This window comes from Paenarthrobacter sp. 2TAF44 (assembly GCF_052114885.1).
Classification (GTDB): Bacteria; Actinomycetota; Actinomycetes; order Actinomycetales; family Micrococcaceae; genus Arthrobacter.
The window spans coordinates 1-13,501 of sequence record NZ_JBFRFP010000020.1 but is presented as its reverse complement, the minus strand read 5'-3'; the positions used below and the strand labels follow the sequence as shown (position 1 = coordinate 13,501).

Genomic DNA, 13,501 nt, shown 5'->3' with positions numbered 1-13,501 from the left:
CTGTAGAAAGGTCTTTGTGAGCTTCTTCGCAAGGCTTAAGGAAGACCTCGACGCCGCCCGGTCACATGACCCGGCGGCTCGAGGTTCTTTTGAGAACTTTTTCGCCTACTCCGGCCTGCACGCCATCTGGGCACACCGCGTGACCCACAAGCTGTGGCAAAACCCGGCCCTTCGCTTTCCCGCCCGCCTGATTTCCCAGTTGGCGAGATTCCTGACGGGCATCGAGATCCATCCCGGCGCAACCATCGGCCGGCGTTTCTTCATCGACCACGGCATGGGCGTCGTTATCGGTGAAACTGCTGAAATCGGCGAGGACGTGATGATCTACCACGGTGTGACGCTCGGCGGCCGGTCCCTTGCCAAGGTCAAGCGCCATCCGACCATCGGGGATCGTGTGACCATCGGCGCCGGCGCCAAGGTCCTGGGTCCCATTACGATCGGCGCAGACAGCGCAATTGGCGCGAACGCCGTCGTGGTGAAGAACGCTCCCCCGGAGTCGATCATCACCGGCATTCCTGCCACATGGCGGCACCGCGACGCGAAATCCGAAACCAAACCGGCGGTTGACCCGGCTGAGTACTACATCGAATACCGGATCTAGCTGGTAAACCTCTTGTAGGAGTTCCAGAGGACGGCGTCGAAGACGCGGTCAGGAAGCACCCTCCGTAAGGCCAGGACGCTCCAGGCTCCCCTACCCACCGGGTAGCGGGTCTTGGGGCGTTTTGCCGTTGACGCGCGAACTATTGCCCTGGCCACTACCCTCGGAGGCGTTGATATCAGCTGTCCGGATGTTGACGCCAAGGCTGCTGCCATGACGTGGGCCTGCCCTTTGTATGGACCTCTACCCGACGCGGATATCAGGCCTTCCCCGGCAATGGTGCCCCATTCGGTGTCCGTTCCGGCCGGCTCAATGAGGACGACGTCGATGCCGTGCGGCTTCAGCTCGAGCCTCAAAGAATCGCTCATCCCCTCCACTGCGAATTTTGTCCCGTGGTACCAAGCGCCCAGGGGCTCATAGATCTTTCCTCCAATGGAGGAGACGTTGATGATCCGACCAGAACCCACTTGCCGCATCCTTGGAATAACGAGTTGAGTCATCCTTGCCAGACCCATCACGTTCACCTCGAACTGGCGCCTGCCTTCGGCCAAGGGAACCTCTTCCAGGGAGCCGTAGGAGCCGTACCCGGCGTTGTTCACGAGGACGTCTATGTGCCCGTGTGCAGCCTCAACAAGCGCGACTGCTGAGGCCATGGAGTCCTCGATGGTGACATCCAGGTGCATGACGGTGATTCCCTGTGCCTTAAGCGGATGCATCTTCTCCACCCGACGCGCGCCGGCGTAGACAACGAACCCTTCAGACCTCAGGGCACGCGCCGTCTCGAAACCAATGCCGGTAGATGCTCCAGTGACAAAGGCGATGCGGTCGGTCATGGCACTGGCTCCTTGGCTCGTGGCACCCGCGCGATGGCCCAGTACCCGTTCCGGCACGGCAAAGGCCGGCTCCTCCCAGCGTATCGGGGAAGAACCGGCCTTGCGGTGGAACTTAGTGGGTGTCGACGGCCGAGATTTCGGACTTGTCTTCGCCCCACAGCGTGTGGAACGTACCTTCGGCATCAACGCGACCGTAGGTGTGCGCACCAAAGAGGTCGCGCTGGCCCTGGATCAGGGCAGCGGCAACGCGCTTGCGGCGCAGGCCGTCGTAGTACGCCAACGAGGAGGAGAAGACCGGTACCGGGATGCCCAGCTGGACGGCGGTAGCAACAACGCGGCGCCAGGCCGGGAGTGCCTCGGCGATGGCCTTGGTGAAGGCCGGCGCGAACAACAGGTTGGCGGGCTTCTCCTCGGCAGCGTAAGCCTTGGTGATGTCCTTGAGCAGTTCGGCACGAATGATGCAGCCAGCACGCCACAGCGAGGCGATCTCGTCCAGCTTGAGGTCCCAGCCATACTCCTTGGCAGCGGAGGTCAGCATGTCCAGGCCCTGGGCGTAGGAAACCAGCTTGGAGGCGTACAGTGCCTGGCGGACATCCTCAACGAACGTCTCGGGGATCTCGACGGCGGCTTCCTCACCGGCAAGGAGTTCCTGGCCAAGCTTGCGCTGCTCTGCCTGGGAAGACAGTGCACGGGCAAACACGGACTCGGCAATGCCGGACACCGGGGAGCCTAGTTCAAGGGCGGAGATGACCGTCCAGCGCCCGGTGCCCTTCTGGCCTGCGGCATCCACAACCACGTCAACGAACGGCTTGCCCGTCTTGGCATCGACGTGGCCCAGGACCTCGGCGGAGATTTCGATCAGGAAGGAGGACAGATCGCCCTTGTTCCATTCAGCGAAGATCTTGGACTGCTCAGCGGGCTCGATGCCTGCACCCGAGCGGAGGAGGTCGAAGGCTTCGCCGATGACCTGCATGTCGGCGTATTCGATGCCGTTGTGGACCATCTTCACGAAGTGGCCCGCACCGTCGGTGCCGATCCACGCACAGCACGGTTCGCCGTCGACCTTTGCCGCAATCTTCTCCAGCAGCGGTCCAAGGGCGTCGTAGGACTCCCGGGAGCCGCCGGGCATGATCGAAGGACCGTTCAACGCGCCTTCTTCGCCACCGGAAACACCAACGCCCACGAAGTGCAGGTCCTTCTTGGCCAGCGCGGCTTCGCGGCGGCGGGTGTCCTCGTAGTGCGAGTTACCGGCATCGATGATGATGTCGCCGGCCTCGAGCAGCGGTTCGAGCTGCTCGATGACGTTGTCCACCGGAGCGCCTGCCTTGACCATGATCAGGACACGGCGGGGCTTTTCAAGGGAATCAACGAGTTCCTGCAGCGTTTCCGTGCGGATGAAGTCGCCGTCCGTGCCGTGCTTTTCCAGCAGGGCGTCGGTCTTTTCCACGGAGCGGTTGTGGAGAGCCACGGTGAAGCCATTGCGGGCAAGGTTGCGGGCCAGGTTGGCGCCCATCACCGCAAGGCCGGTGACACCGATGTGTGCTGACATCAAAACTCCAATTCGATCGTGTACAAACAGTCCCACCTACCCCCCTGGGGGCACGCAGGAAGCGATTTCATAACCAGGGGCTGTAATAAACCATACGTATTTAAGCCATGAGCAGGGAAGCGGCGCCCACGTTGTGGAACTGCGCCGCGTCATAAACAGTCTATGATGTGCGGGACTTCCGCAGGCTCTCCCACGGCGGAGGCGGCATCGGATGCTACACGCGGATTGTCCTCGCCCCACTATGCTTACCTCTATGTCAACCAGCCTCCACCACCGCGCCGTAGAGCATCTGGGAACCCGGATTGTGGGCGGCGCCCTTCCGACGGGCCACGTCATGCTGGCCGAACATTTGGAGGACGAGCTCAACGTTTCGCGCTCGGTGGTCCGGGAGGCTGTCCGCGTCCTGCAGTCGCTGGGCCTGGTCGAGACGATCAAGCGTGTCGGAATCCGCGTCCTCCCCGCCCATCGTTGGAATCCCTTTGATCCGTTGGTCATTCGTTGGCGATTGGCTGGCGAGGGCCGTGGCGCCCAACTGAGGTCCCTCGCGGAGCTTCGTTCCGCCGTCGAGCCTGTTGCTGCGGAACTCGCAGCTGGAAACGCTCCGGAAACGCTGCGCCGGGAACTCGTGGATATTTCGCTGGCCATGAAGGAAGCCGGCGACGCCGGAGACATGCCACGGTTCCTTGACCTCGATATCCGGTTCCACGCGCTGGTGCTGTCCGGCTCCGGAAACGAAATGTTTGCCAACTTGATTGGCCAGGTGACAGAGACCCTGACGGGACGCACAGTGCACGGACTCATGCCTGAGCACCCGCAGAAGCAGGCGCTGCAGTGGCACATTGATGTCGCCCACGCGATCGACGCCGGCGACGGTCAGCAGGCCAAAGATGCGGCCGGAAAAATTATGCGCCAAACGATCGCGGAGCTGGCGCCCAGCTGGAATGACCAGCCCCGCGTGTTCGTACCCGTGGCGAAAAACTAAGTCTGGAAGTTCAGCAGGACTTTGCCGGACTCGGCTGAGTTCCTGGCTACGTCGAATGCCTCGAGGCCGTGGGCGAGGTCGAACTCGTGCGTTATCACGGGGTCCACGAACAAGGATCCGTCGGCCAACGCTGCGATGACGTCATCGATTTCGTTGTTGAACCGGAAGGATCCCAACAGTTCCAGCTCACGGGTAATGGCCAGGGAGATGAAGACCGGCTGCGGCCCGGAGGGCAGCAGCCCCACCATCACCACTTTGCCGCCGCGGGTGGCTCCCTTGATGGCCGAGGCAAGGCCGTGGTGGCTGCCGGAGGACTCGATAACGACGTCGGCCTCCACAGCGGCGATGGCTTCGGCGTCGTCGCCCTTCAGGAGGGCGTCAGCACCCACGGCGCGTGCGATCTCCAAAGGCTTGTCATGCATATCGACGGCGACGATCCGGGCAGCGCCGGCGCGCTTGAGGACAGCGACAGCGAGGGCACCGATCGGGCCGCTGCCGATCACCATGGCAGTCTTTCCCGCGACGTCACCGGCCCGGGCGACGGCATGCCAGGCTACGCTGGCCGGTTCCACCAATGCCGCGGTCCGCAGATCCAGGGTTTCCGGCAGGGCACGGAGCATCCGCGAGGGAAGGGTGGCGTAGCGGCTGAAAGCGCCGTCGGTGTGCGGGTAGCGTGCCGCGCTGCCCAGGTACGTGCAGCCCGGGGAAAGGTTGGGCCGCTCTGCCGGGTAGCGTGCCGCGCCCGGGCCCGGTGTGGCCGGGTGCACGGCCACTGGAGTGCCGGGTTCGGGGCCGCTGCCATCGGCTGCCTGCTCGATGACGACCCCGACAATTTCATGGCCCAGGACCATCGGGGCCTTCAGGATGGACTCCCCGGCGGCACCATGCAGCCAATAATGCAGGTCTGAACCGCAGATCCCGCCGTAGGCGATCTCCACGATCGACTCATCCGGCGCCGGCGCCTTCAGTGGGATGTCTTCGATCCGCAAGTCCCCTTTGGCGTGCGCGACGACAGCGGGGCCGGAGGCCGGGAGGGTGATGCCCATCAGACCACCACCGTCATTCCGCCATCAACGAAGATCGTCTGGCCATTGACGAAATTGGACCCCTGGGACGCCAGCCACACAACAGGCCCGGCCAGGTCAGCGACCGTGCCCCACCGGTTGGCTGGCGTCCTGCCCAGGATCCAGGAATTGAACGCCTCATCATCGACCAGGTTCTGGGTCATTTCCGTATGGATGTACCCCGGGGCGATGCCGTTGATCTGCAACCCCGACGCCGCCCACTCAGCCGTCATCGCCCGGGTCAGGTTACGCAGCCCACCCTTCGCCGCCACATACGGGGCAATCGTCGGCCGGGCAAGGTCGGTCTGGACCGAGCAGATATTGATGATCTTCCCTCGGCCCCGGGGAATCATATGCCGCGCCGCTTCCCGGCCCACCAGGAACGCGCTGGTCAAATCCGTGCTGATCACCCGGTCCCAGTCCTTCACATCCAACTCAAGCATGGGAACACGGTGCTGGATACCCGCGTTGTTGACCAGGATGTCCAACGGGCCGACGTTGGCCTCGATCCACGCGACGCCATCAGCGGCTGAAGCCGCATCCGTCACATCAAACGCCCGGCTGTGGACCCTTCCCGCAGGATAGTCAGCCGCCATAGCGTCGGCTGCCGCCTCCAAACGTTCGGGATTGATTCCGTTGAGCACTACAGTTGCTCCGGCGTCGGCGAGGCCCCGGGCCAGGGCGTTGCCAATCCCCCGGCTCGAACCCGTCACCAACGCGACGTGTCCACTCAGATCAAATAGTCCACTCATGTTTCTTTTTGCATTCCTTCTTGTCTGGACAAGTTTGTTGGTCAGGGCCGGCAGTTAGTTGTCAGCCATGGAGAGGGAAAGATTGGCAATTGCCTGGCGAACGACGGCGAGGTCCTGATCGCCAAGTCCTTGACGTTTGAGCTCGCCGTAGAGCTGGATGGCCGCAGAGGCCATAGGTACCGGGGAGCCCACAGCTTCGGCGCTTTGGACCACGAAGGCAAGATCCTTGTGCATGAATTTGGCTGGTCCGGTGGGCGCATAGTCCTTTGCTGCCAAGCGTGGCCCGACGACGTCCAACACCCGGCTTCCGGCCAACCCTCCTGCGAGGACTTCATACAGCGCGGCAACATCCATACCGGAGCGCTCGGCAAGCTCGGCAGCCTCGGCAAGTGCCGCCGTCGTGGTTCCGACGATCAGTTGATTGCAGGCCTTGGCGAGCGAGCCCGATCCCAGTGGGCCCATCCGGCGCACCGTTGTTCCCATGGTTTCAAAGAGTGGCAGAAGCCGTTCAAAGTCCGCTTTGGATGCCCCGGCCATAATGGCCAAAGTTCCGCTTTCGGCGCCTGCAGTGCCGCCACTCACTGGCGCGTCAATCACTACGGCATTTCCGTCGCTGGCCTGATGGACTCGTTCGCCGAACTGGCGGACATCCGTTGGAGAAACGCTGCTCATAATAACGACGGCGGTCCCGGGCTGGGGCGGCTCCGACCGCCAGGCATCGAACAAGCCTTCTGCTGCAGCCTCAATGAAGGGCAAATCGGGGAGCATGAAAATGATTATTGGTTCGTCCCGGAGCCCGGCAACGGTGCCCACCCGGCCAATACCGGCGAGGCCTTCGAAAACGGCGTCGGAGCGGTTCCATGCCGTGACAACCCATCCCGCTTTAGCAATGTTGGCCGCCATGGGAGCCCCCATCAGTCCCAAGCCCACGAAACCCACGCGTTTGCTGGTCATGTTGTGAAGAACCTCACTTCTTTGTGTGCACCAAAAGTTTGTAGCAAACATAACGAACTGTTCAATATCCTAGCCTCCATTCAGTATGATGAACACTATGACGACTGATGAACTTACCATCGCGATCGCTGTGCCGCTCGAAGTTGAGCATGTGGAGCGCATCCGCGCCGTGGATCCTTCCGTAACTGTCCTGTACGAACCAGATCTCCTTCCGCCCGAGCGCTTCCCTGCAGACCACAGCGGGGACCCTGATTTCAAGCGGACGCCAGAGCAGGAAGAACGCTACTGGGCCATGCTCAACCGGGCCCAGGTTCTGTACGGCTTCCCTAACGAAAGCCCCGCCGGCCTTGCCCGGATTGCCCGGAGCAATCCCCACCTTCAATGGATTCACGCCATGGCCGCCGGGGCTGGCGGAGCCGTTAAGGCTTCGGGGCTGGATACTGAGACGCTCCTAAAATTCCGCGTCACCACGTCGGCCGGGGTCCACGCGTTGCCGCTCGCGGAATTCTCCGCCTTTGGCATCCTTAACGGCTTCAAGCGCAGCGCCGAAATGGCCCAGGACCAAGCGGCCAAGGTTTGGCCCGAGTTGCGAACACCCACCAAGTTGGCCAACGGATCCAAGGTGGTCATTGCCGGGCTTGGCGAGATCGGCATGGAAACCGCACGTATTGCCCGTGCTCTGGGGATGAGGGTCAGCGGCACCAAACGTAACGTCGAGGCCATTGAAGGCATCGACGAGGTCACTAACAATGACGGCCTTGCGGATCTGGTTGCCGACGCTGATGCCGTGGTGAACACACTCCCCGGCACTCCGTACACTGAGAAGCTGTTCAGCACTGACATCTTCTCCGCAATGAAGCCGGGTACCGTGTTCGTCAACGTTGGCCGTGGCACAGTGGTGGACGAGGATGCCCTTCTTGAAGCCCTCAACAACGGGCAGGTTGCCTATGCCTGCCTGGACGTCTTTGCCGTCGAGCCGCTCCCGCAGGATAGTGCCCTGTGGAACCACCCCAAGGTTCTGGTATCGCCACACACGTCCGCACTGAGCACAGCCGAAAACCGCCTCATCGCGGAACGCTTCTGCAGCAATCTCCGTACTTTCCTGGACGGTGGCGACCTTCCCCATCTGGTGGATCCGGTCCACTTCTACTAGGCCCGATTCTTACCAGGCCCGATCAAGCTCTGATGCAAAAGGCTCCGACCCCAAGGGGTCGGAGCCTTTTTGCGTCAATGTTTTCTGCGCAATGCCTCGAAGCTGCCGGTGGGCTACTTCGCGTCCTCAAGGGAAAGAAGGTCCCGTCCAGCTGTTTCAGGCGTGAAGAACGTCGTAATGAAGGAAATCAGCGCCAAGACGAGCGAGTAAACCGCCAGTACTACCCAGGAGTTATGCGTAGCCGCCAGAAGGATGGCGCCGAGCAGGGGCACGAGGCCACCCGCCAGCACAGCAGAGATTTCGCGGCTCAGCGCAACACCGGTGAAGCGATACTGGGAACCAAACAGTTCAGGTAGCAATGGGCACTGCGGACCCAGCATGGACTGGACGCCCAGTGCGATACCAACCACCATGACAGCCCATACGAGAGTCACGTTTCCGAGGGTCACCAGGTAGAAGGCGGGGATGGCAAAGACCGCCTGGAACAACGCGCCGTACCGGTAAACCCGTACCCGACCAAAGCGGTCGGACAGCGCACCGAAGGTGACCACCATAACGGCCGCGAATCCAGCGGCAATCAGGAGTCCCACAGGGCCAATGAATTTGTCTCCAGGGAAGACACCTTCCTTGACTGACATGAAGGAGATCAGCAGAGCCGAATAGATGGACGAATTGCCGTTCTCTCCCATCCGGAGTCCTATACCAACCAGCACGTTCCTTCTGGAGTGCTTCCAAAGTTGACCGACAGGGTTCTTGACCACATTCTTATGCTTCTCCAATTCCTGAAATACCGGGGTTTCCTTCAACCTCAGGCGAATGAAGACGGCAACGATGATCAGGACAAAGCTGGCAAGGAACGGCACCCTCCAGAGCCACGCCTCGAAAGCATCCTTATCCGCCAGCTGCAATAGTGCGAAAGTTCCGGCGCCCAGGAGCGTGCCGAGCTGAATGCCCACGAATGGCAGCGACGCGAAGTATCCGCGACGCTTCGGCGGAGCCACTTCTGATATCAGGGTTGTGGCTCCAGCCTGTTCCGCTCCGGCACCCAAGCCCTGGATAATGCGCAGCGTCACCAGGAGTACAGCGCCGAGCATTCCGGCTTGCTCGAAGGTGGGCAGCAGGCCGATGGCAAAGCTTGCGAGTCCCATCATGCCAATTGTCAGCAAGAGGACCATTTTGCGGCCAAACCTGTCTCCGATGAATCCGAAGAAAATACCGCCGAAGGGCCTGGCCGCAAATCCCACGCCATAGGTGGCAAAGGATGCGATCAAAGCCCCACTCTCACCCAAGGGTTTGAAGAACAAGGGCCCAAAGATCAAGGCCGAGGCCAGGCCGTAAATGTAGAAATCGTAGTACTCCAGGGCAGAACCCACGGAGCTGGCCAGCGTCGCCCTGCGAAGCTGTTCCGGCTCAACCACTGCATCGTCAGCCTCAGCTGCGAGCTTTGCATTAGTACGAGTTGTCACAAGCACTCCCTCAAAATCACCCCAGGCCCCCGTTGGCCCGGCGAGATAGTGATGGCATCACCGCCAAGATCACTATGATGAACAGCGTACAGCTTGTTGAACGCACTGCCAAGGTTGAAATCAGATTTATTCAAAACCGGCGATTGTGACGGGCCCCACGGCATCAACCCATCGGATTCCCCAGGGAACGCGCGAGCTCCTTGAGTTCCTTGACCATGAGGGCGCCCTGTTCCTCGGAATAAGTAGCCTTCAATGCAGTAACAGAAAGCCCCAAGCTTGGACCATGTGCTCCATGGGTGGGCACGGGAACGGCAAGGCACACCACGCCTACCGTTGATTCTTCGTCCTCAAAGGCAAACCCCTGCTTGCGGATCGTGGCAATCTGCGCCTTCAGTTCCTCTGCCCTGCGCAGCGAGTTCGGAGTCATGACCGGAAGTTCCATGCCATCCGGGAACATGGCATCGATGTCGTGATCGTGCAACTGCGCCAGGAGCGCCTTTCCTACACTGCAGAGGGAGACTGGCATCTTGTCGCCTATGTTGGAGGTCAACCGAACTGCAGGATGACCTTCATAGCGCGCAAGGTAAATGACATGGTCACCGTCCAACATGGCAATGCGGACAGTTTCTCCGGACAGGGTGGGCGCTTGTTCACAGTACTTATAGAACTCCTGCACTTCGTCCAACCGGCTCAAGTAGGCGGCGCCCAGCTCTACGAGCTTTCGACCCAAGCCAAAGTCCGCGCCCTGCCTGGTAATAAGCCGCGCCTCCTCGAGCGCCAGCAGCAGATTGGACGTGGAAGATTTAGGGATTCCCAACTCCCTGGACAGATCACTCAGGGTGAGGCGGCCCGACGGCGATTCTGCCAATGCTTCCAGAACGGCCGCGGCGCGGGTCACCGCAGGCGCCGGCGATGAGGCGCCCAGTCCCTCGGAGCGGATAATGCGGGAATCGGCCATGATTCTCCTTCGTCATATCAAACCGGACGTCGCCGTCCAGCGGCTGTTCATTCAGCTGAACACTACCCATCATAGTGTGACTGCCTGCCGTCCTGCCGGGGCGAAAGGCGACTTTGTCGACACACAAGGCCTTAAGGAGGGCTTTACTTTCCAAACCGAAAAGTTCGCTGTATATTCATTTTCGAGCTCTCCACCGCGGCATCCCCCAATAGTCGCGGTGGAGAGCTCATCCATTTCGCGGCCCGAATCCTACGCCGCCACCCGCTCTTCGCCACGCAGGTACCAGCCCCCACCGCTTCCGTCCCGCACGAGTTCCCAGGTTGCCAGGCTGGACATGGCGTTGCTTCCCAGCCGCACCTGGACTTGCAACACCTCAACATCCACGCGGCCCTGCCCGCGGGGCATGCGCTTGGCGTTCTCCCACCACGGCACCCTCTCGAACCATCGGAATGGTTCTTCGGCAATCTGCCAGTTCCGACCGCCCCGGACAACCGTAGTTGCCGTACCGCCCCCTGAAGTGAGGATGTATACCTGTTCCATGAGCCAGACACTAGGCGTGGGCACTGACTTTTTTCCGGTGCTTCCAGGGAAAAGGAAAACCCCGCCATTCTCGAACCTTACGGTCCAGAACGACGGGGTTTCTTTGTGGGTCCTACCGGGATCGAACCGATGACATCCACGGTGTAAACGTGGCGCTCTACCAGCTGAGCTAAAGACCCAAAGTTCAGTTTCAGTGCCTTAGCGCTTCAACCAACGAACAATGACTCTACATGATCATTCGGGGGAAACACCAATCGAGTCCCTGGCTACAGGGTCAGGCAAATTCCTCGCGAGATAATCCAGGGCGCCACTGACTCCCACTTCAAGTTTGAGGGCGGCAAATTCGTCACCTCGCGTGGGTCCCCTGTTGATGATGACCACCGGCTTGCTGGCCTTCGCCGCATGGCGCACGAACCTCAACCCACTCATCACCGTGAGCGAGGAGCCGGCAACCAAGAGCGCTTCGCCTGCGTCCACCATGGCATACGCCCGTTCGACGCGGGTTTTGGGAACATTTTCGCCAAAGTAGACGAAGTCAGGCTTCAGCGTGCCGCCGCAGACAGGACAAACTGCCACCACGAATGACTGTATAAGTTCGGGATCTTCCACGGTGGCATCAGCGTCTGGTGCCATTTCCACCACACCGGCCTCAAGCGCGGCTGCTACGAACCCCGGATTCAGCTCCTCAAGGATGGCGGCGAGCAGCTTTCTGGAAAATATGTGTCCGTGCTCGAGGCAAATCACCTGATCGAAACGCCCATGCAGATCCACTACATTGGTGCTCCCGGCGTCCTCGTGGAGCCTGTCGACGTTTTGGGTGATGAGGCCTGTCAGCAGACCTCGCCGTTCCATGAGGGCGACGGCGAGGTGACCGGCATTTGGATCAGCGTGCCGCAGGTGGGACCAGCCGATATGGTTCCGGGCCCAATACCGCCGTCGATTGGCAGCACTGCCGATGAATTCCTGATATGTCATGGGGCTCCGTGGCGCCGAACCAGGTCCCCGGTAGTCCGGAATACCCGAATCGGTGCTGAGCCCGGCCCCAGTGAGAATAGCCAGCCGCTTGCCGCCAAGGATGTCCAGGGCTTCCTTCAAGGCCGCCTCTTCCCCGGCCTCCAAGGTGGCAGCGATGGCCGGCTCCATGCTGGCGAAGCCGGTCATACCAACACCGGGCCGCACTTGGTTCACCCCTGCTGCACTCTCAATTCAGAGAGCGCCTGGCGGTAGCCTGCGAGGTCCCTCGCCTGTCCCCGCGGATTGACCACCACGTACCGGATCAATCCTTCGGCATCAATGATGAACGTTCCCCTAAGAGCCATCCCGCTCCGGGCATCAAAGACGCCGTAAGCCTGTGCCACAGCTCCATGTGGCCAGAAATCAGCCAAAAGATCGAACTCGTAGCGTTCCTGCTCCGCGTACGCGCGCAAGGCAAATTTGCTGTCTACGGAGATCGCAAGGACCGTGGCGTTCGAGTCTTCGAAGGCGCCGATATTGTCGCGAATCTCACACAGTTCTCCCGTGCAGATGCCGGAGAAAGCGAACGGATAGAACACCACCACAACGTTGCGACCCCTGAAATCCGATAAACGGACCGGCTCGCCATATTGATTCAGCAGCTCAAAGTCAGGCGCTACCTCCCCGATCCCGGGAACGAGCACGGGGGCCGGGGCTTGCTGGACTTCCGTCACTTGTTCTTCTTCGGCACCAAGCGGGTGGCGCTCCAGTCCTTGGATACCCCGGCAGAAGTGGTCAGGTGCAGCCCGGACGTAGGCGCCGCGTCCTGGATGTCCGCCGGAGAGACGTAGTTGTCGCGGCCGGATTTGGGTGTCAGAACCCACACCACGCCGCCCTCTTTCAAGGTGGTGAGCGAATCCATCAGAGCATCGACCAGGTCACCATCGCCGTCCCGCCACCAGCAAATAACAGCGTCTACGACGTCATGATCATCTTCATCCAACAGCTCAGAGCCCGTGACATCTTCAATGTCGTCACGCAAGTCGAAATCGACGTCGTCGTCGTAGCCGCGTTCCTGAATCAGATCCCCGTCTTTGAAACCCAATCTTTCCGCCACATTTACCGATGTGGCGGCGTCGGCCTCGCTCACGTTTCCTCCTTTTGAAGTGACTTCCATTACTAACAGCCAACACCCTTTGGGCGTGTGCTTCAAGCCATTGTCCCTGCGATGACGCATATTCCGCACTACCTAGGGTGTTTCGAAGCTGTGACAATCACGTGGCATCCGTCACGGAGAGCACCAAGATGTGACATACAACGCCCCTGAAGCCCCGCGGCTACGCATCCCAGCGCTGTCAAAGCTAGAGTGGCCATGAGCGCTTTGGCTGCAGGGCGATCGCCCCGAGGAATTCTACTGGGCAGCCATGCGCTCACAAGACCTGCCCGGCGCATCCGACCGGGCTGTTGAAACCGAGATGTCGCACACGACGCGTTCATGACGGGCAGTTACCCTGCCAGACCTGAGGCGCCGATGCATGCGCCTAAAGGAAGGTTGGACGTGGCTGCAGGAGAAGAGACCTCACACATCCTCAGCGGGTTGACTGCCCAGCTGCCTGATCGTGATCCGGAAGAGACCGCGGAGTGGATTGAGTCCCTTGATGCGTTGATCGCGGAGCAGGGCACGGAGCGTGCCCAGTA

14 protein-coding genes and 1 tRNA gene are annotated in these 13,501 nt (G+C 60.9%); 3 read left to right on the top strand and 12 right to left on the bottom strand.

What is annotated here, in order from left to right:
• The first annotated feature begins 16 nt into the window (after window positions 1–16).
• On the top strand, window positions 17–601 hold the full coding sequence (epsC, locus tag AB4Z15_RS18175) for a serine O-acetyltransferase EpsC (RefSeq protein ID WP_223933212.1): 585 nt from the start codon (window positions 17–19) through the stop codon (window positions 599–601).
• Here epsC and AB4Z15_RS18170 read toward each other — a convergent pair.
• Window positions 598–1,431 (bottom strand): oxidoreductase, encoded by an 834-nt coding sequence (locus tag AB4Z15_RS18170; protein ID WP_442018383.1) that lies wholly within the window; start codon window positions 1,429–1,431, stop codon window positions 598–600. The genes epsC and AB4Z15_RS18170 overlap by 4 nt on opposite strands.
• 112 nt (window positions 1,432–1,543) lie before the next feature.
• A complete protein-coding gene (gndA, locus tag AB4Z15_RS18165) occupies window positions 1,544–2,980 on the bottom strand; it encodes an NADP-dependent phosphogluconate dehydrogenase (RefSeq protein WP_442018382.1) in 1,437 nt (478 codons plus the stop codon).
• Window positions 2,981–3,233: 253 nt separating this feature from the next.
• Between gndA and AB4Z15_RS18160 the strand changes: the two genes are divergently transcribed.
• Entirely contained in the window at window positions 3,234–3,962 is a 729-nt protein-coding gene (locus AB4Z15_RS18160; RefSeq protein ID WP_442006180.1) for a FadR/GntR family transcriptional regulator, read from the top strand.
• Here the strand turns inward: AB4Z15_RS18160 and AB4Z15_RS18155 are convergent.
• Genes AB4Z15_RS18155 through AB4Z15_RS18145 form a run of 3 tightly spaced genes read right to left on the bottom strand, consistent with a single transcriptional unit; the run spans window position 3,959 to window position 6,732 of the window.
• Window positions 3,959–5,008 carry an L-idonate 5-dehydrogenase gene (locus AB4Z15_RS18155; protein WP_442018381.1) on the bottom strand — a complete coding sequence of 350 codons (1,050 nt, stop codon included), beginning with the start codon at window positions 5,006–5,008 and terminating at the stop codon, window positions 3,959–3,961. The genes AB4Z15_RS18160 and AB4Z15_RS18155 overlap by 4 nt on opposite strands.
• Entirely contained in the window at window positions 5,008–5,778 is a 771-nt protein-coding gene (locus AB4Z15_RS18150; protein ID WP_442018380.1) for an SDR family oxidoreductase, read from the bottom strand. The genes AB4Z15_RS18155 and AB4Z15_RS18150 overlap by 1 nt, the downstream gene beginning before the upstream one ends.
• Window positions 5,779–5,832: 54 nt before the next feature.
• Window positions 5,833–6,732, bottom strand: coding sequence for an NAD(P)-dependent oxidoreductase (locus AB4Z15_RS18145; RefSeq protein ID WP_442018379.1), 900 nt, complete (start codon window positions 6,730–6,732; stop codon window positions 5,833–5,835).
• An 85-nt stretch (window positions 6,733–6,817) separates the two neighbouring features.
• Here AB4Z15_RS18145 and AB4Z15_RS18140 point away from each other — a divergent pair, with 85 nt between their 5' ends.
• Window positions 6,818–7,885 (top strand): D-2-hydroxyacid dehydrogenase, encoded by a 1,068-nt coding sequence (locus AB4Z15_RS18140; RefSeq protein ID WP_442018378.1) that lies wholly within the window; start codon window positions 6,818–6,820, stop codon window positions 7,883–7,885.
• Window positions 7,886–7,998: 113 nt separating this feature from the next.
• Here AB4Z15_RS18140 and AB4Z15_RS18135 read toward each other — a convergent pair whose 3' ends face one another.
• From AB4Z15_RS18135 to AB4Z15_RS18105, 7 genes are all read right to left on the bottom strand, one after another.
• Window positions 7,999–9,357 (bottom strand): MFS transporter, encoded by a 1,359-nt coding sequence (locus AB4Z15_RS18135; protein ID WP_442018377.1) that lies wholly within the window; start codon window positions 9,355–9,357, stop codon window positions 7,999–8,001.
• A 157-nt stretch (window positions 9,358–9,514) separates the two neighbouring features.
• Complete coding sequence (locus AB4Z15_RS18130) at window positions 9,515–10,309, bottom strand: IclR family transcriptional regulator (protein WP_442018376.1); 795 nt, start codon at window positions 10,307–10,309, stop codon at window positions 9,515–9,517.
• A 249-nt stretch (window positions 10,310–10,558) separates the two neighbouring features.
• The gene (locus AB4Z15_RS18125) at window positions 10,559–10,849 is read right to left on the bottom strand and encodes a hypothetical protein (RefSeq protein WP_442018375.1); all 291 of its coding nucleotides are present in this window, start codon (window positions 10,847–10,849) and stop codon (window positions 10,559–10,561) included.
• Between the two features lie 106 nt (window positions 10,850–10,955).
• A tRNA-Val gene (locus AB4Z15_RS18120) sits at window positions 10,956–11,028 on the bottom strand.
• A gap of 55 nt (window positions 11,029–11,083) precedes the next feature.
• Window positions 11,084–12,010, bottom strand: coding sequence for an NAD-dependent protein deacetylase (locus AB4Z15_RS18115; protein ID WP_442018374.1), 927 nt, complete (start codon window positions 12,008–12,010; stop codon window positions 11,084–11,086).
• A 23-nt stretch (window positions 12,011–12,033) separates the two neighbouring features.
• Window positions 12,034–12,537: a peroxiredoxin gene (locus tag AB4Z15_RS18110; protein WP_442006189.1), complete on the bottom strand. Its 504-nt coding sequence runs from the start codon at window positions 12,535–12,537 to the stop codon at window positions 12,034–12,036.
• Window positions 12,534–12,953 (bottom strand): DUF3052 domain-containing protein, encoded by a 420-nt coding sequence (locus AB4Z15_RS18105; RefSeq protein WP_216925434.1) that lies wholly within the window; start codon window positions 12,951–12,953, stop codon window positions 12,534–12,536. The genes AB4Z15_RS18110 and AB4Z15_RS18105 overlap by 4 nt, the downstream gene beginning before the upstream one ends.
• Window positions 12,954–13,501 lie beyond the last annotated feature (548 nt).